The organism is Streptomyces sp. NPDC053493, assembly GCF_044544825.1.
Taxonomy (GTDB): domain Bacteria; phylum Actinomycetota; class Actinomycetes; order Streptomycetales; family Streptomycetaceae; genus Streptomyces.
In genome coordinates this window covers 938643-954482 of the sequence record NZ_JBITXS010000002.1, presented here as the reverse complement: position 1 = coordinate 954482, position 15840 = coordinate 938643, and the positions used below count along the sequence as shown (strand labels likewise).

General features: G+C 74.6%; 17 protein-coding genes. 7 read left to right on the top strand and 10 right to left on the bottom strand.

Going from position 1 to position 15840, the window contains the following annotated elements; all coding sequences use genetic code 11:
- Nucleotides 1–35: 35 nt before the first annotated feature.
- Entirely contained in the window at nucleotides 36–485 is a 450-nt protein-coding gene (locus tag ACIGO8_RS10065) for a hotdog domain-containing protein (protein ID WP_399726704.1), read from the bottom strand.
- Nucleotides 486–607: 122 nt separating this feature from the next.
- Nucleotides 608–2053 carry a glyceraldehyde-3-phosphate dehydrogenase gene (locus ACIGO8_RS10060; RefSeq protein ID WP_399726701.1) on the bottom strand — a complete coding sequence of 482 codons (1446 nt, stop codon included), beginning with the start codon at nucleotides 2051–2053 and terminating at the stop codon, nucleotides 608–610.
- Nucleotides 2054–2218: 165 nt separating this feature from the next.
- On the opposite strand from ACIGO8_RS10060, the gene ACIGO8_RS10055 reads away from it, so the two are divergent.
- Nucleotides 2219–2929 carry an esterase/lipase family protein gene (locus tag ACIGO8_RS10055; RefSeq protein ID WP_399726699.1) on the top strand — a complete coding sequence of 237 codons (711 nt, stop codon included), beginning with the start codon at nucleotides 2219–2221 and terminating at the stop codon, nucleotides 2927–2929.
- Nucleotide 2930: 1 nt separating this feature from the next.
- Nucleotides 2931–3821 carry a PhzF family phenazine biosynthesis protein gene (locus ACIGO8_RS10050; RefSeq protein ID WP_399726696.1) on the top strand — a complete coding sequence of 297 codons (891 nt, stop codon included), beginning with the start codon at nucleotides 2931–2933 and terminating at the stop codon, nucleotides 3819–3821.
- An 86-nt stretch (nucleotides 3822–3907) separates the two neighbouring features.
- On the opposite strand, the gene lysA is transcribed toward ACIGO8_RS10050, so the two are convergent.
- Both lysA and ACIGO8_RS10040 read right to left on the bottom strand, forming a co-directional pair.
- The gene (gene lysA, locus ACIGO8_RS10045; protein WP_399726693.1) at nucleotides 3908–5275 is read right to left on the bottom strand and encodes a diaminopimelate decarboxylase; all 1368 of its coding nucleotides are present in this window, start codon (nucleotides 5273–5275) and stop codon (nucleotides 3908–3910) included.
- A 14-nt stretch (nucleotides 5276–5289) separates the two neighbouring features.
- The gene (locus tag ACIGO8_RS10040) at nucleotides 5290–5649 is read right to left on the bottom strand and encodes an SAV_915 family protein (protein ID WP_399726690.1); all 360 of its coding nucleotides are present in this window, start codon (nucleotides 5647–5649) and stop codon (nucleotides 5290–5292) included.
- Nucleotides 5650–5850: 201 nt separating this feature from the next.
- Between ACIGO8_RS10040 and ACIGO8_RS10035 the strand changes: the two genes are divergently transcribed.
- Complete coding sequence (locus tag ACIGO8_RS10035) at nucleotides 5851–6987, top strand: hypothetical protein (protein WP_399726688.1); 1137 nt, start codon at nucleotides 5851–5853, stop codon at nucleotides 6985–6987.
- A gap of 61 nt (nucleotides 6988–7048) precedes the next feature.
- On the opposite strand, the gene ACIGO8_RS10030 is transcribed toward ACIGO8_RS10035, so the two are convergent.
- Nucleotides 7049–7534 carry a carboxymuconolactone decarboxylase family protein gene (locus tag ACIGO8_RS10030; RefSeq protein WP_399726685.1) on the bottom strand — a complete coding sequence of 162 codons (486 nt, stop codon included), beginning with the start codon at nucleotides 7532–7534 and terminating at the stop codon, nucleotides 7049–7051.
- Between the two features lie 229 nt (nucleotides 7535–7763).
- Between ACIGO8_RS10030 and ACIGO8_RS10025 the strand changes: the two genes are divergently transcribed.
- Entirely contained in the window at nucleotides 7764–8663 is a 900-nt protein-coding gene (locus ACIGO8_RS10025; protein ID WP_399726681.1) for an RNA polymerase sigma-70 factor, read from the top strand.
- Between the two features lie 92 nt (nucleotides 8664–8755).
- Here ACIGO8_RS10025 and ACIGO8_RS10020 read toward each other — a convergent pair whose 3' ends face one another.
- Nucleotides 8756–9592 (bottom strand): alpha/beta fold hydrolase, encoded by an 837-nt coding sequence (locus ACIGO8_RS10020; RefSeq protein WP_399726678.1) that lies wholly within the window; start codon nucleotides 9590–9592, stop codon nucleotides 8756–8758.
- Between the two features lie 168 nt (nucleotides 9593–9760).
- On the opposite strand from ACIGO8_RS10020, the gene ACIGO8_RS10015 reads away from it, so the two are divergent.
- The gene (locus ACIGO8_RS10015; RefSeq protein ID WP_399726676.1) at nucleotides 9761–10195 is read left to right on the top strand and encodes a MarR family transcriptional regulator; all 435 of its coding nucleotides are present in this window, start codon (nucleotides 9761–9763) and stop codon (nucleotides 10193–10195) included.
- Between the two features lie 79 nt (nucleotides 10196–10274).
- Here ACIGO8_RS10015 and ACIGO8_RS10010 read toward each other — a convergent pair whose 3' ends face one another.
- Both ACIGO8_RS10010 and ACIGO8_RS10005 read right to left on the bottom strand, forming a co-directional pair.
- Nucleotides 10275–11228 carry an alpha/beta hydrolase gene (locus ACIGO8_RS10010; RefSeq protein WP_399726673.1) on the bottom strand — a complete coding sequence of 318 codons (954 nt, stop codon included), beginning with the start codon at nucleotides 11226–11228 and terminating at the stop codon, nucleotides 10275–10277.
- A 154-nt stretch (nucleotides 11229–11382) separates the two neighbouring features.
- On the bottom strand, nucleotides 11383–12630 hold the full coding sequence (locus ACIGO8_RS10005; RefSeq protein WP_399726670.1) for a helix-turn-helix domain-containing protein: 1248 nt from the start codon (nucleotides 12628–12630) through the stop codon (nucleotides 11383–11385).
- A gap of 153 nt (nucleotides 12631–12783) precedes the next feature.
- On the opposite strand from ACIGO8_RS10005, the gene ACIGO8_RS10000 reads away from it, so the two are divergent.
- Together ACIGO8_RS10000 and ACIGO8_RS09995 are read left to right on the top strand one after the other, a co-directional pair.
- Nucleotides 12784–13407, top strand: coding sequence for a phosphoribosylanthranilate isomerase (locus ACIGO8_RS10000; protein ID WP_399726668.1), 624 nt, complete (start codon nucleotides 12784–12786; stop codon nucleotides 13405–13407).
- A 179-nt stretch (nucleotides 13408–13586) separates the two neighbouring features.
- Entirely contained in the window at nucleotides 13587–14273 is a 687-nt protein-coding gene (locus tag ACIGO8_RS09995) for an alpha/beta fold hydrolase (protein WP_399726665.1), read from the top strand.
- A 71-nt stretch (nucleotides 14274–14344) separates the two neighbouring features.
- Here ACIGO8_RS09995 and ACIGO8_RS09990 read toward each other — a convergent pair whose 3' ends face one another.
- Nucleotides 14345–15109, bottom strand: a complete 765-nt coding sequence (locus tag ACIGO8_RS09990) for a class I SAM-dependent DNA methyltransferase (protein WP_399726662.1) — start codon at nucleotides 15107–15109, stop codon at nucleotides 14345–14347.
- A gap of 137 nt (nucleotides 15110–15246) precedes the next feature.
- Entirely contained in the window at nucleotides 15247–15783 is a 537-nt protein-coding gene (locus ACIGO8_RS09985) for a PadR family transcriptional regulator (protein WP_399726660.1), read from the bottom strand.
- Between the last annotated feature and the right edge of the window lie 57 nt (nucleotides 15784–15840).

The following is a 15840-nucleotide window of genomic DNA, read 5'->3' as shown; positions in this document are numbered from 1 at the left end:
TTGCGGCACCGCCCCAAGAGAGGAGTCCTGGGCCCTCAGTGGCGGATCACGCCCGTGCTCTCGCCGCGCAGCACCGTCTCGCCGTCCTGGTTGTCGATCTCGACGTCCAGCTCCACGGCGGTGCCCGAGCGGGTCTCGCCGAGCGCGCGCACGGTCACCTCGGCGGTGATGGTGTCGCCGGACCAGACCGGCCGCAGGAACTCCCAGGACATGCGCCGGGCGATGAAGTGGAAGCGGCCGCCGATCTCGGTCGCGAGCGACGCCGTGAGCAGTCCGTGCGCCATCGGCCGTCCGTGCTCGGGCAGATGGTGCCGGCCGCGGTCCCCGGCGAGTTCGGCGAAGGCCACGATGTCCTCGTCGGTGATCGTGCGCCGGGCGCGCAGCACCTGGCCGACCTTCAGCGCGGGCGGCGCGGCCGGGGCGTCGGGTGCCGCGGAGGCGTCCGTGGCGGTGGGGTGCGTACGGGGTGCGGCTGACTCCGGCACTTCGCTCCTCCGTGTGAGCGGCAGACTTGTCGGCGTCAGTCAAGCACAACGCCGAACGGCGGCAGGGCACTTGCCCCACCGCCGTCCGGTGTCGTGCGTGAACCTCAGCGGCTCGGCGTCGGTCAGGCCGCCGGGGCCGGGAAGGTCGGGTACTCGACGCCCGAGACGTGCTGGACGACCCGGATGACCTGGCAGGAGTAGCCGAACTCGTTGTCGTACCACAGGTACAGGATCGCGTTGTCGCCGTCGACCTTGGTCGCGCCGGCGTCGACGATCGAGGCGTGGCGCGAACCGACGAAGTCCATGGAGACGGCGTCGGGTGCCGTGGTGAAGTCGATCTGGCGCTTCAGCGGCGAGTGCAGCGAGACGTCGCGGAGGTACTCGAGGACCTCGTCGCGGGTGGTCTCGCGGCCCAGGCGCAGGCTCAGGATGGCGATCGAGACGTCCGGGACGGGGACGCGGATCGAGCTGCCGGTGATCGGCGCCTTCAGGTCGGGCAGCGCCTTGGCCACGGCGGAGGCGGCACCCGTCTCCGTGATGACCATGTTGAGCGGCGCGGACCGGCCACGGCGGTCGGCCTTGTGGTAGTTGTCCAGCAGGTTCTGGTCGTTCGTGAACGAGTGGACGGTCTCCACGTGACCGCGCAGGACGCCGTACTCGTCGTCCATGGCCTTCAGCGGCGGCACGATCGCGTTCGTGGTGCAGGACGCGCAGGACAGGATCTGCTCGTCCGGCTTGATCGTGTCGTGGTTGACGCCGTGCACGATGTTCGGCACGTCGCCCTTGCCGGGCGCGGTCAGGACGACCTTGTCGATGCCCGGACGCAGGTGCTTCGACAGACCCTCGCGGTCGCGCCACTTGCCGGTGTTGTCGATCAGGATGGCGTTGTCGATGCCGTACGCCGTGTAGTCGACCTCGGACGGGTCGTTGGCGTAGATCACGCGGATCGAGTTGCCGTTGGCGACGATGGTGCTGTTCGCCTCGTCCACGGTGATGGTGCCCTGGAACTGGCCGTGGATGGAGTCACGGCGCAGCAGCGAGGCGCGCTTCACCAGGTCCTGGTCGCCGCCGCCGCGGACGACGATGGCACGCAGCCGCAGACCGTTGCCGGAGCCGGCCTTCTCGATGAGCAGGCGGGCGACGAGCCGGCCGATGCGGCCGAAGCCGTACAGGACGACGTCGCGGCCGTCACGGCGCTCGATCTTGTTGGCCCCGGTGGCACCGGCGACGGCCTCGGCGGTGAACTCCGCCACCGACAGGCCGCGGTCGTCGGTCCGGAACGACTCGGCCAGGAGGCCGATGTCGATCTGGGACGGACCCAGGTCGAGCGTCGTCAGTGCCTGCAGGAACGGCAGGGTCTCGGTGACCGAGAGCTCCTCGCCGACGATCTGGCGGGCGAATCGGTGGGTCTTGAGAATGCTGACCACCGACTTGTTCACCAGGGAGCGGCTGTGAACGAGGACCGTGACGTCCTGCTCTCGGTGCAGCTTCCCGATGATCGGAATCATGGACTCCGCGATTTCCTCGCGGTTCTTCCAGTTTGTGAACGAGTCCTCGTTGACAGTCACAGTGCATCTTTCGAGCTAGGCAGTGCTCATATGCTAACCCGACCGCTCGGGCGGTCGGCAGGGGGCCCTCGTGTGGTTCCCGACACGGGGGTGTGGTGGCGGGTTTCCGGCGGTAACATCCCGGCGGACATCTGACAGTCCGTCACACGCCCGGGAGGCCCGCCGATGGTTCGCCCCGCCGCTCGACCGCACGCCCCGCTCGCCTTCCTCGCGGTCCTCGCCGCCCTGGCCGCCGTCCTCGCGGGCCCCGCGGCCGGACCGGCCGAGGCCCGGACGGCGACCGGCCACCGCCCCGTGATCCTCGTCCACGGCTACAACGCCGACCCGGGCGTCTGGGGCGGCCTCGACGCCCGCCTGCGGGCCGCCGGCTACGGCGACGGCGAGATCTTCCGCTGGGGCTACGACACCCACCAGTCGGTCAACGAGGTGCTCGCCGGCCGCTTCGCCGCCTACGTCGACGACGTCCGCCGGCAGACCGGCGCCACCAAGGTCGACATCGTCGGCCACTCCTTCGGCAGCCTGCCCACCCGCTGGTACGTGAAGTACGGCGGCGGCGCCTCCACCGTAGCCCACTGGATCTCGCTGGCCGGCCCGAACCACGGCACGAGCGTCGCCTGGGCCTGCGCCCTGTGGGACCAGGCCTGCCGCGACATGACGCCCGGCAGCTACGTGCAGCGGAAACTCGCCGAGGGCGACGAAACGCCGGGCACCGTCGCCTACGCCACCTTCTGGTCGAACTGCGACGAGGTCGTCAACCCCGACGACAGCGTCCCGCTCACCGGCGCCGCCAACCACCCGGCCGGCTGCCTCGACCACAACGCCCTGCTCGGCGACGCGGGCGTCGGCCAGGGCGTGCTCGCCTTCCTGGGCGGCTGAGATGGACGTGACGCTGGTCCGGGCCTGCCTCCGGGACGGGGCGGGCGGCAGTCCCACGGCCGTCGTCGTCGAGGACGACGGCGAGGCGGGGCGGCCGCCGCTCTCGGACGAACAGCGGCGGCGCGTGCCGCTCGAGCGGGGCACCTCGCACGCCGTGTACGTACGGCGGGACGGCGACGGCACCGTCGCCCTGCGCTTCTTCACCGCCGAAGGCGAACTGCCGGCCTGCGGACACGGCACCGTCGCCGCCCTCGCCCTGCTCGCCGCGCGCACCGGCGCCGCCGGGCCCTATCGGGCCACCCTGCGCACCGGACGGCGCGTCTTCGCCGGCCGCGCCGAGCGGTACGGAGAGCTGTTCACCGTCGCCTTCGACCCCGGCCCGGTCACCCTGCGCGCCCCGACCGCCGAGGAACGCGCCCTGATCCTCCCGGCCCTCGGCCTCTCACCGGGGACTTACGGGCCGGGGGTGGCCGGGTCCGCCGGGCCGGACGGGGCAGGGCTGGACGTGCGGATCGCCGGGGTGGGGCGGGAACGCGCGCTCGTGCCCGTGCCCACCCGGGCGGCGCTCGCCGCCCTGGCCCCGGACCTCGCCCGGCTCCGGGCGGCCTGCGACCGGTTCGGTCTGCTCGGCGCGTACGTCCACTCCGCGCCGTCGCCCGAAGGGGCCCTGGCAGCCCGGATGTTCGCCCCGTCGATCGGCGTGCCCGAGGACATCGCCAACGCCAACAGCACGGCCTGCCTCGCCGCCCACCTGGCCGGCCGGGGCCTGACCTCGCTCGCCGTCGACATGGGCGACAGCCTCGGCAGCCCGGCCACCGTCACGGCCACGACGACTCCCGGCCCGGCTCCGCGCGTCGAACTCGGCGGCACGGCCGAGATCATGACGCACTGAGGCACTGAGGCACTGAGGCGCGGAGGCAGTGAGGCACTGACGCACCGGCGGTCCGGGCCGGGCCGGGCCCGGACCGCGGCCCTCCGTCAGAGCCCCACGTCCCGCGCCCGCAGGTCGTCCAACGTCTCCCGGCGCACCAGCACCCGGCTCGTACCGGCGCGGACGGCGACGACCGGAGGCCGGCCGACCAGGTTGTAGGTGGAGGCCATCGACAGGTGGTAGGCGCCGGCGGCCGGCAGGGCGAGCAGGTCGCCGGGACGGACGTCGGAAGGGAGCGGGGCGTCCTCGGTGAGGACGTCGCCGGCCTCGCAGTGACGGCCCACGACCGTCGCCCGCATCGGCGCCGCCGTGGAGTGACGGCCGACGAGCCGGGGCGCGTACCGCACCCCGTACAGCGCCGGGCGCGGGTTGTCGCTCATGCCGCCGTCGACGGCGACGAACACCCGCTCCGGCGTGGTCTTGACCGCGAGGACGCGATAGACGGCGATCCCGGCCGGGCCGACGACCGCCCGGCCCGGTTCCACGATCAGACGCGGCACCGGAAGCCCGGCACCGGCGCAGCTCTCGGCCAGCTCGGCGCGCACCCGGCGGGCCAGCACGGCCGGGTCGAGGGCCGGGTCGCCGGGCCGGTAGGCGATGCCGTGGCCGCCGCCCAGGTCGAGCTCGGTCAGCACCACGCCGTGCGCGTCACGGGTGCGGGCAATCAGCCCGACCAGCCGGCGCACCGCCACCAGATAGGGCTTCACATCGGTGATCTGCGAGCCCAGGTGGCAGTGCAGTCCGGTGAGCCGCAGCCGTGGCTGGTCCAGGATGCGGGCGAGGGCGTGCTGGGCGTGCCCGTCGCGCAGCGAGAGCCCGAACTTCTGGTCGTCCGAACCGGTGCGGATCTTGGCGTGGCCGCCCGCGCCGATGCCGGGAGTGACCCGCAGCATCACCTTCTGCTGCGCGCCGGGGCCGACGGCCGCCGCGATCCGGGCGATCTCGGCCGGACTGTCGATGACGATCCGGCCGACGCCGAGCCGCAGCGCGGCCCGCAGGTCCTCGGGCGACTTGGCGTTGCCGTGCAGCAGGATCCGCTCGGGCGGGAAACCGGTGGTGACGGCGAGCTCCAGCTCGCCGGCCGAGCACACGTCCAGGCCGAGTCCCTCCTCCTCGACCCAGCGGGCGAGGGCGCGGCACAGGAACGCCTTGGCCGCGTAGTGCACCTCGGCCCCGGGAAAGGCCTCGCGGTACGCGCGGCAGCGCCGGCGGACCTCGTCCTCGTCGAGGACGTACAGCGGGGTGCCGTGGCGTTCGGCGAGCTCGTCGAGGGCGACGCCGCCGACGAACAGCCGTCCGCGGGACCGCTCGACGGCGGAGGCGGGCCAGACGGACGGGCCGTCCTCGGACAAGGAGCCGCTGGGGGCGGCGGTGGAGGCGGCGGGCGGGACCGGCCGGATCGGTGAGACGGTCATCGCGGCGGCTCCCGTCACCGCGCGGCGGCGGTGAGCGTGGCCGGCCGCGGGCGGCTCGGCGGGAGCGGCGGGCGCCGGCCGGGTGCCGGCGGCACGGCGGTCAGGGCCGGGTCGACGGTGAGCAGCCGGACGCCCAGCGGGTGGACCAGGGCCCGCAGCGCGGGTTCGGCGAGCGCCGTCCAGGCCTGGTCGGCGCCCAGGACGGCCCTGAGCCGCTCGGGCGTGGTGAAGGCGACCGCCGTGCGGCCGCCCACCGGAGTACGGAACAGCCGGGCCGCGAAGCCGTGGGCGACCGGCCGGACGGGCACGCAGAGCCGTCCGGCCGGCACCTGTTCGCAGGGCTCGGGATCGTCTCCGTAAGGCGTGGGGTTCATGGGTTCCTCCCGGGAACACGCGCCCGGCGCCGTTCGCGCCGGGGCCGTCGTCGACGCTAAGCCCGCCGTCGCCCGGCCCGGGAGGCCCCTGACGCGCCTCTGACAGGGACTTGACGCGATGCGATCGGTCGGCGCCGCCCGCACGCGCCGGATTCCCCAATCCCTTCGAACCGTCCCGCCCGGCCTGGCACCCTTGCCGTCGTGACGTACGTCGTGACCGTGGAAACGTGCATACCCGACGGCGCCCCCGACCTCGACGAGCTGGGCCGGGTCGGGGCCGTCGTCCTGCTGGAACGGGGCTTCGGCTCCGTGGCCGGGGTCGAAGGGCCCGACGGTGTGGAGGTCGACGTCTTCGACGTGGCCGTCTCCGCCCGCCGGCGCGGCGCCGAACTGACGGTGAGCGTGGCGGCGCCCGCCCTGGAGGTCGCCGAGGACGCGGTGGGCGCCGTAACCCAGGAAGTCCTGGACCGGACGCCCGCCCTCGCCGAATGGACCGTGCTCAGCAGCGAGGTCAGACTCCACACCGACCTCGCCCGGGAGAGCCTGGCCGCCGCCGACGGGCCGGACGTCCCGCCCAGCGACCCGGCGGCCCGCCGTGCCCGGCACGCCGCCGGCCCCGGCGCCGGCGGCGGCGCGGACGGGGGACCCGACGGCGCGGCCGGGGAGCTGCCGGCCGGAGTCGTCGAGGAGGCGCCGGACCCGGAGGCCGAGATCCGGGCGATGGCCGCACGTCTGCGCTCCTTCGACCCGGCCGTGTTCGGCACGGACGCCGACACCGCCGAACTCGCCGCCGGCGCCCTCGTGCACGCCTCCGAGGTGCTCATCGACGAGCTGTACGACGACGTGCAGGCGCTCGCCGAGGAGGACACCGACGTCGCCGCCTGCCAGAGCCACCTCTGGCACCTCGACCGGCTCCCCGCCCGCCACGCCACCCGCTACGACGAACTCTTCGCCCGCCGCTTCCTGGTGACCGCCGTGGCGCTCACCACCCGCTTCACCGACGGTGGCTTCCGCCGGCTCGGCTGCCCGGCCGAGGACCTCGTGCTCCGCTTCCTGATGGAGCAGGCCCACGTGGCCCTCGACCTCTACGGACTCCTGAGCGCCGACGTCTCGGCGGCCCTGGACCGCTTCCTCGCCCACGTCCGCGGGGCGCCGGTCGACGACATCGGCGACGACACCGGCGAGGACCGAGGAACGGAGACCGCGGCGCCCGCCTTCGGCACCTGGTTCACGCCGTCCACCGGCGACGGCTACGTCCACCCGTACGCCGCCGACTCCTTCGACGACGAGCGGACCCCGGACTTCACCGAGGAGACCGAGGAGACCGAGGGCGCCTAGGACCCGCCGATCTCGCCGGGCCCGCGACGCCCGGGGCCGGCGCCTGGCGAGCGGCCCTCCGTCACTCGGACAGGTCGCCGTGCACGCCCGGCCGGTACGAGCCGCCCTGGCTGCGCAGGATCACGCCCAGCCGGTTGGCGGCGTTGATCTGGGCGACCAGGCCGACCAGCGCGGCGACCTCGTCGTCGGCGTAGTGCTCGCGCACCTCGGCCCAGGTCTCGTCCGACACGCCCTGGTGGGCGTCGGCGAGCCGGGTGCCCTCCTCGGACAGTGCCAGCGCCGCCCGCTCCGCGGCGGTGAACACCGTGGTCTCGCGCCAGGCCGCGACCAGACCCACGCGCTCCGGCGTCTCGCCGGCCGTCAGCAGCTCCTTGACGTGCAGGTCGGTGCAGAAGCCGCAGCCGTTGATCTGGCTGGCGCGCAGGGACACCAGCTCCTGGGTGACCTTCGGCAGCGACGACTGCAGGATGACCATGGAGGCCGCCCCGAACCGCTTGCCGAACCGGGCACCGAGCTCGTTCTCCATCAGGTTGAAACGGGATGCCATGACAGTGTCCTCAGCTGTGTGGTGGGACCGGGCCGGAGCCCGGCACGCCGCCGCCCGGGCCTTCCCGGCCGTTCCCCCGGCGTCTGACGACCACGAGACGCCGCCGCCCCGGCTCCCGTGACAGCCGGACCCGTGTGACGAGGACCACCGGCCGCGACTGTCACACCCCGGGCCCGGGCGGTGTCCTGTGCGCGTGACACGACCGGGAGCGAAGAGTCAGGAGCGGGCCATGACCGGCGAACGCCGAGAGCGGGCAGAGGACACCGAGGCGGCGACCGAGGCGTTCGTCGCCCATCGCAATCTGCTGTTCACCGTCGCCTACGAGATGCTGGGTTCGGCCGCCGACGCGGAGGACGTGCTCCAGGAGACCTGGCTGCGCTGGGTGGGCTCCGACCACGCCGCCGTCCGCGAACCCCGCGCCTATCTGGTGCGGATCACCACCCGGCAGGCCCTGACCCGGCTGCGCACACTGGCCCGGCGCAAGGAGGCCTATGTGGGCCCGTGGCTGCCCGAGCCGCTGCTCACCGCGCCCGACGTCGCGGAGGACGTCGAACTCGCGGACAGCGTCTCGATGGCGATGATGCTGGTCCTGGAGACCCTCGCGCCCACCGAGCGGGCGGTGTTCGTGCTGCGCGAGGTGTTCGCCGTGGACTACGACGAGATCGCCGAGGCCGTCGGCAAGAGCCCTGCCGCCGTCCGTCAGATCGCCCACCGCGCCCGGGCCCACGTCGCCGCCCGCCGCCCGCGCGGGTCGGTGACTCCGGCCGAGACCCGCTACGTCCTGGAGGCCTTCCGGCAGGCCGTCGAGACGGGCGACCTGCGTCGGCTGCTCGACCTGATCGCACCGGACGTCGTCCTGCTGACGGACGGCGGCGGTGTCGTCCGGGCCGCGCTCGAACCGGTCGTCGGCGCCGAGCGCGTCGCCGAGGTCCTCGGCCGCATCGCCGCCACCGCGACCCTCCACCCGGCCGAGGCCAACGGCCGCCCCGCCCTCCTCGTCCGGCTCGACGGCGTGGTCGACTCCGTCCTCGCCCTCCGGGTCGACGACGGCCTCGTCACCGGCCTCTACGTCGTCCGCAACCCGGAGAAGCTGGCGCGGATCGACCGCCGGACGGTCGTCTGCCGCTGAACCGGCCGGCGTCGCGCCCGGCGCGAGGCGCCCGCGGGGCGTCCGCAGACCGCGCGCGGGGCATCCGGGGCGAGACCTCCGCGGCGCATCCGCTAGGCGTCGGCGAGGAGTTCGCGCAGGCGGGCGGCCCAGGCGCGAGGGTGGCTGGTGTTGCCGTTGTGGCCGCCCGGCATGGCGTACGTCCCGGTGCCGAGGAGGCCGGCGAGCGCGTGCGCGCACCGCACGTCGAAGACGCCGGGCGGGGTGGTGCCGCCCACGGCCGGCAGGATGCGGGTGGCGGTGTCGCGCAGGCCGGCCGGGTCGAGGGTGTCCTCGACCAGGGCGGTGAGGTCGTGGCGTATGAACCGGTCGAAGTTGGCCACGCGTCGGGCGTCGAAGGGCTCCGGCGTCAGATCCGGCTCGCTGTTCCGGCCGGAGGTGTCGATACCGAGCGAGCGGGCGATCTCCGGCAGCGCGACGCGCAGGCCCTCGCGGCCGTACAGCTCCTGGATGTCCGTGAGTTCGGCCTGGTGGAGAGCCCGCTCGGCGGGCGCCAGCAGACGGGGAGCGACCGGCTCGTGGGCGATCAGGGTGCCGACGGCCCCGGGGTGCCGCACGGCCGTGTGCAGGCCGATGACGGCGCCGATGCTGCAGCCGAGCATCAGGGCCGGCGCGTCGGTGAGTTCGGCGAGCAGCCGGGCCACGTCGTCGGCGTGATCGGCCATGCTCGCACCGCGCCCGGGATCGGTGAGACGGCTGCGGGAGAGCCCGCGCCGGTCGTAGGTGACGACGGTGTAGCTGTCGGTCAGCCGCTCCACCAGGTCGACGCCGCGGTCGGCGTCGCCCTCGCCGCTCTGCGACACGAGGAGCAGCGGGCCGGAGCCGCTGACCTGGTAGTGCAGGACGGCGCCCGGAACGGTCAGGGCGTGGGCACGGGTGGTGACGGACATGGCGATTCCCCCTCGCGATGTGACCGGCGGTCCCTCCGCCGATCCCTTGCACATCTATGATGCATCCAATCCGATGCATCTGTCTAGATGCATCGAAGAAAATGTATCGAGCGAGATGCATTGGCTGCGATGTATCTGACTCGATGGGACTCGGTCTATGCTCCCGCCATGAACGGAGTCGAACTGTTCCTGCTGGGCCGCGCGCTGATGAAACTCGGCGAGGACGCGCTGCCCGAGCCGCCCGGCGACGCGGGCCGCCAGGCCGGCGGTACCCGCCTCGTCCTGGTCGTCGCCAGTGACGTCGCGGCCCATCCCGACACCACCGTCGGCGAGATCGCGGCCCGCACCGGCCTCCCGCAGAGCCAGGTGTCCACCGCGGTCGCCCGCCTCAAGGAGGCCGGCTCCGTCGTGACCGCCCCGGACCCGGCCGACCGCCGCCGCACCCTCGTACGACAGGCCGGTGAGGTGTCCGCCCGCGTCGCGGAGGTCCGCGCCACGAGCATCGAGCAGGCCCTCGCCGCCGCCCTCGGCGCCGACGACCCCGCCCGCCTCCGCGAGGTCACCGCCGCCCTCGACGTCCTCGCCCGAAACCTCCTGAACTGACCGACGCTGCCGACTAGTCCGACGCCCCGAAGAGGACGCGGAGGCCTACAGCCGAGGAGGACTACGACGCCTACGACGCCTACGAGGCCGGCACCCCGCCCGGGCACGCGCGCAGGCCGGCCCTCAGCGCCGCGACGTAATTGCCGCTCGCCCGCCGCGCGACCGCGCTGTGCGGGGCCGCCATGTCGAACGCGTGGTAGACGCCCGGCACTTGGTGCAGCTCCGTGCTCACTCCCGCCCGCAGCAGCCGAAGCCCGTACGCGAGCGCCTCGTCGCGCAGCGGATCGAGCTCGGCGGTCAGGACGAACGCCGGCGGCAGCCCGCTCAGGTCCTCGGCCCGCGCCGGAGCGACGTCCTCCGAGCCGTCGTCCGCGCCTTCCGGCAGATAGCTCGCCCACATGATGTCGGCCGCCGGCCCGGTGAAGACCGGCGTGTCCGTGAACCGCCGCATCGACCCGGTCTCCCGGCGGTCGTCCACCACCGGTGTGATCAGGAACTGATGGACCAGCCGCGGCCCGCCGAGCCGCCGCGCCCGCAGCGCCGTCACCGCCGCCAGGCAGCCGCCGGCGCTCGTGCCGCCCACCCCGATCCGCTCCGGATCGCCGCCCAGGGCGTCCGCGTGGGCGCGGGTCCACAGCAGCGCCGCCCAGCCGTCGTGCACCGCGGCCGGATACGGGTGTTCGGGCGCCAGCCGGTACTCCACGGCCACCACCACGCACTCCGCCTCCAGGGCGAGCCGGGCGGCCAGCGCGTCCTCGTACGCCACCCCGCCCACGATGAACGCCCCGTCGTGGAACCACAGCAGCACCGGCAGCGGCTCCTCGGCCGCCTTCGGCCGGTAGACCCGCAGCAGCACGTCGGGACCGCCGGCGAAGCCGGGCGCGCCGTGCTCGCCGACCGACACCCGGTCGAGCAGCGGGGAGGGCGCGAGACCGGCCAGCTTCTCCCGCATCAGACGGCGGCGCTTCTCGGGTGCGGCCAGGTCCGCCGGATCGCTCAACAGGGTCGCCACGGCGGCGAGTTCCGGGTCCATGTACATACGGTGTCGCTCTCTTCGGTCGGGGCGCGCGGCCCCGGGTTCTTCGTGCCCGTCGATCATCACCGGGGTCCCGGCGGGCCGTCATCCGCCCGCCGTCGCGGAATCCGGGCCCGCCGTCCGCCACCTGGCGGGTGGGCGGCCCGGCCGCTCAGGAGGTCCCGTGCAGCCGGTGCAGCAGCAGGGCCACCCGCGCCCGGGTGCGGCCGTCGGGGGAGTCGAGCGCGTAACCGAGGGACCGCTCGATCCGCCGGACGCGGTGCGCGACCGAACTGTGGTGCAGATGCAGCCCGGCCGCCGCCTCCCGCAGTGAAGCCGCCCCGCACACCGCCGCGAGCACGGTCAGATCGCTCGGCGCGCCCGCCGTGTCCGCGAGCCGGGCCACCGCCGCGACGTCCGCGTCCGCCGCCACGAGCCCGGCCGGGACCCTGGCCAGCAGCGCCAGCGCCCCCAGGCCGTCGTGACGCACGACGACCGGGGGACCCGACGCCTCCGGCGGGCCCGCGAACCGCAGCGCGAGCCGGGCCGCCGCCCACGACTCGTGCGCCCGCAGGGCCGGGACCGCCGGCCCGACCCCGATCCGTACGCCGGCCAAGGCCGGATCGACGCAGCCCGGATCCGCGTCGGGCCCGAGGCCGGCCGGGGCGGCGCCGGTGACGAGCAGCAGGCCCACGTCTCCCAGGACGGTGCTACGACACGGCGCCGACGAACCGGCCAGGCCGCCCGGCCCGGCCAGGCGGGTCAGGGTCTCGGGCAGCGGCCCCGCCGACCGCACCGCGAGCAGCGTCACCGTGCGCTCCGCGGCAAGACCGAGCCCGCGCAGGGTCGTCGCCCGCTCCTCGTCGCCGGTGCTCCGCGCGACCAGCGCCGCCAGGGACGCGGGCCCGGCAGGAGCAGCCGTCCGGGGCCGTACGCGTTCCAGGACGACGGCGGCGGCGTGGGCGAGCCGCTCCACGAGCAGCTCCTCGTCCGGACCGTACGCGTCCCCGCCCGCGCCTCCGTTCCCGCCCGCGTCCCCGTTCCAGCCCGCGTCCTCGCCCGTGCCCGCGCTCATCGCCGTGCGCTCCAGCCAGACCAGCCCCGTCACGGCGCCGTCCCGCAGCACCGGCCCGACCAGCCGGCCGTCCACGCACACCGCCGATGCCGCCGGCAGTCCGGTCGGCGCCGGATCGGGCCGGTCGTCCTCCGGCGGAACCTCGCCGTCCGGCCCGTACCGCAGCCGTGGCCCGCCGCGCAGGTCCACAAGCCCGACGGGACACTCGGCGAGCGCCGCCGCGGACCGTACGAGCATGTCGGGCGAGGCCCCGCGGCTCACCAGCTCGTCGAAGAAGGCGATGATCCGCACGGCGTCACCCATGCCCGCGTCCAGTTCGGACAGGCGCGACAGCAATCCACGCATCCGGACAGCCTACGTGCGCCGCCGCATAGGATCAGGCCAGGACCACGGGGCCAGGACCACGGGGTCGACGGGGCCCACGGCAGCACGGGGACCAGGGGAGCAGCGGTCGGACGGCCGGGTGAGCCGGGGCCCGAGGAGAGGCGAGGAGAGACAGTGTTCGTCAAGGTGTGTGGGCTCGCCACGCCCGCCGACATCGACGTGGCCGCCCAGGCCGGGGCCGACGCGGTCGGCCTGGTCGTCAGCGGGACCAGCGTCCGCGGTCTCGACCGGGACGTGGCCGTACGGCTCGCCGCCCACGCCCGCGCCCACACGCCCGCCCACGTGCTGTCGGTCCTCGTCGTCAACGACACCCCGGCAGCCGAGGCCGCCGCGCTCGCCCGTGATCTGGACGTCGACGCGCTCCAGCTGCACGGCGGCGCCTACGGGGCGGCCGAGTTCGCCGCCGCCGCCCGCGTCTTTCCGCGCCTGTGGCGGGCCACCTCCCTCAAGGAGCGTCCCGACACCCGCGTCGGTGCCCACGGCGAGGAGGTCCTGCTCCTCGACTCGCCGCGTGCGGGCTCGGGTGCCCGCTGGGACCTGTCCCTGCTCGACGCGGCCCGCCCCGACGGGAAGTGGCTCCTCGCCGGCGGCCTCGCTCCCGACAACGTCGCCGAGGCCGTCGAACAGGCCAGGCCCTGGGGCGTCGACGTCTCCAGCGGCGTCGAGTCGGCGCCCGGAGTCAAGGACCACGAGCGTGTCCGCGCCTTCGTCGCCGCGGCGAGGGCGGCCGGCGCCTGAACCGACCCGCCGGGCGCCGCACCGCCCGCGCCGGCCGCTCAGCCGCCGCACCGGCCGCTGAACCGCCGTGGCGCGCCCGCGCCCTTCGACGCCCGGGCGGCGGGCGGCCGTTGTCAGACCCTCCCGATAGCGTGCGTGAGCCTGGACACCACCTCGCACCATCTCCGGGAGGACCGACCGTGGACATCCTGCTCATCGCCGGGCTGTGGCTCGACGCGTCCGCGTGGGACGACGTCGGGACTGAACTCCGTTCCCTCGGCCACCGGCCCGTGCCGGTCGCCCTCCCAGGTCAGGGCGACGGAGACGTCTCCGCCACCCTCGACGACCAGGTGAAGGCCGTGCTCGAGGCCGTGGACGCGGCGCCCGGCCGGACGCTCGTCGTCGGGCACTCCGCCGCGGCCACGCTGGCCTGGCTGGCCGCCGACGCCCGGCCCGAGAAGGTCGCCGGTGTGGCGCTGGTCGGCGGTTTCCCGGCGCACGACGGGCGCGCCTACGCCGACTTCTTCGCGATCGAGGACGGCGTCATGCCCTTCCCGGGCTGGGGCCCGTTCGAGGGCCCGGACGCCGCGGACCTGGACGAGGAGGCCCGTCAGCGCTTCGCCTCCGCCGCGATCGCGGTCCCGGAGGGCGTCGCCCGGGGGACCGTACGGCTGACCGACGAGCGCCGCTTCGACGTCCCCGTGCTGCTCGTGTGCCCGGAGTTCACACCGGCCCAGGCGAAGGAGTGGATCGCAGGCGGCGAGAGCCCGGAGCTCGCCCGGGCGAAGCACCTCGACTACGTGGACCTCGACTCGGGCCATTGGCCGATGAGCACGCGGCCCCGCGCACTCGCCCGCGTCCTGGCCGAGGCGGCGGCCGGCGCCTGAGACCGGAGTTCCGACGGCTCGACGGCTCGACGGCCGGGGGTCGGGGCGGACGGCGGGCGGACGGCTGCGGCTCAGGCCGGCTTGCGCCACACGGAGATGTGCTTGCCGGAGTCCTCGGTGAACGGCGTCCCGTCCCAGTCCGCGACCCGGCGCTCGAGCTCGAGGCCGGCGATCCGTGCCATCAGGTCGAGTTCGGCCGGCCAGGCGTACCGGTGCCGGGAGCAGGTCCGGCGGTAGCGGCCGGCATCGGTGTGGGCGTCGCCGGTGCCGTCCCCGTCGCGGGTCAGGTGGTGGGAGACGAGGATCTGCTCGACGAGGTCGAAGGTGTCGAAGCCGAGATGCCGCTCGGAGACGTCGAACGGCACCGCGACCTGGCCGGGCGGCAGGAACCGCAGCGGCGGCACGCCCAGCTCGACGACGAACCGGCCACCGGGCTCCAGGTGGCGCGCGGCGTTGCGGAAGCACTCGACCTGCTCGTCCTGCGTGAGCAGGTTCGAGAGCGTGTTGTAGACGAGATAGACCAGGCTGAAGGCGCCGGGGACGACGGTGGTGGCCATGTCCCCGATGGTCACGGGCAGTGTGTGCGCGTCGACCTTACGCCGCAGCACGGCTGCCATGTGCTCGGACAGTTCGATGCCCACGACCGGCACGCCGCGCTCCCGGAGCGGGACGCCCACGCGCCCGGTCCCGACGGCGAACTCCAGGGCCCGGCCGTCTCCGGCGAGCTCGGCGAGGAAGGCGAGGGTCGGCCCGAGGACGGCGGCCGAGGACATCTCGGTCTCCTCGGCGTCGTAGCGGTCGGCGGTCGCGCGGCTCCACAACTCACTGCTCGTCACGTCGGCCACTCTGCCGGTGCCGGGGCGCGCTGTCGAACGGTTATGTCTCCCGCGCCGTCCGGCCACCTCACGGACAGCACCTGACCGGACCGGACCGGACCTGACCGGACGGGACCGGACCCGACCGGCCCGGTTCGTCAGGCGCCCTCGCGCGTCCCGTCCGGCTCCCGCTCGGCCACCCACCGCCAGAAGTCGACCATCATCCGCTCGTAGCGGATGCCGAACTCCAGCGCCTCGCGCTGGCCGCGGGTGAGGAGTTCGCCGACCGTGGCCGCGAGGCCCTCGTACTCCTCCAGGGTGCGGCCGTGCTCGGCGATCTGGACCGGCGCGTGGACGCCGGGGCTGGCGCCGAACCAGAGCTTGAGGATGCTGCGTTCGCGGGCCTCGACGGGCACGAAGGCGGGATCCTCCAGCCAGCCGCGCAGCGCCCGCGAGCCCTCCTCCGTGACCCGTAGGAGCCGCCGGCCGCGGCCGCCCTCGCGCCGCACCTCGGCCAGCAGACCGGCCTCCAGGAGCCGGTCGCACTGCGCGTACACCTGGGCGTGCGGCATCGACCAGAACGGCGCGACGGTACGGGCCGCCTCGACCTTCACGTCGTACGGACTGGCCTCGCCCAGTGTGCCGATGATGCCGAGCACCAGGAACGAGGGCGTGGTCAACCGGACTTCAGACATGCCGCGACCGTACACGCCAGGGGCAGCGCGTACGCCTGGGTGAGTGCCGGGAACGCC

What these genes read in the sequence shown, in the direction of transcription:
- ACIGO8_RS10055 (WP_399726699.1), top strand. Translation starts at nt 2,219, where the DNA reads ATGGTTCGCCCCGCCGCTCGACCGCACGCCCCGCTCGCCTTCCTCGCG.
- lysA (WP_399726693.1), bottom strand. Translation starts at nt 5,275, where the DNA reads ATGACCGTCTCACCGATCCGGCCGGTCCCGCCCGCCGCCTCCACCGCC.
- ACIGO8_RS10030 (WP_399726685.1), bottom strand. Translation starts at nt 7,534, where the DNA reads ATGGCATCCCGTTTCAACCTGATGGAGAACGAGCTCGGTGCCCGGTTC.
- ACIGO8_RS10005 (WP_399726670.1), bottom strand. Translation starts at nt 12,630, where the DNA reads ATGCGTGGATTGCTGTCGCGCCTGTCCGAACTGGACGCGGGCATGGGT.
- ACIGO8_RS10010 (WP_399726673.1), bottom strand. Translation starts at nt 11,228, where the DNA reads ATGGACCCGGAACTCGCCGCCGTGGCGACCCTGTTGAGCGATCCGGCG.
- ACIGO8_RS10050 (WP_399726696.1), top strand. Translation starts at nt 2,931, where the DNA reads ATGGACGTGACGCTGGTCCGGGCCTGCCTCCGGGACGGGGCGGGCGGC.
- ACIGO8_RS10015 (WP_399726676.1), top strand. Translation starts at nt 9,761, where the DNA reads ATGAACGGAGTCGAACTGTTCCTGCTGGGCCGCGCGCTGATGAAACTC.
- ACIGO8_RS09985 (WP_399726660.1), bottom strand. Translation starts at nt 15,783, where the DNA reads ATGTCTGAAGTCCGGTTGACCACGCCCTCGTTCCTGGTGCTCGGCATC.
- ACIGO8_RS10025 (WP_399726681.1), top strand. Translation starts at nt 7,764, where the DNA reads ATGACCGGCGAACGCCGAGAGCGGGCAGAGGACACCGAGGCGGCGACC.
- ACIGO8_RS10020 (WP_399726678.1), bottom strand. Translation starts at nt 9,592, where the DNA reads ATGTCCGTCACCACCCGTGCCCACGCCCTGACCGTTCCGGGCGCCGTC.
- ACIGO8_RS10040 (WP_399726690.1), bottom strand. Translation starts at nt 5,649, where the DNA reads ATGAACCCCACGCCTTACGGAGACGATCCCGAGCCCTGCGAACAGGTG.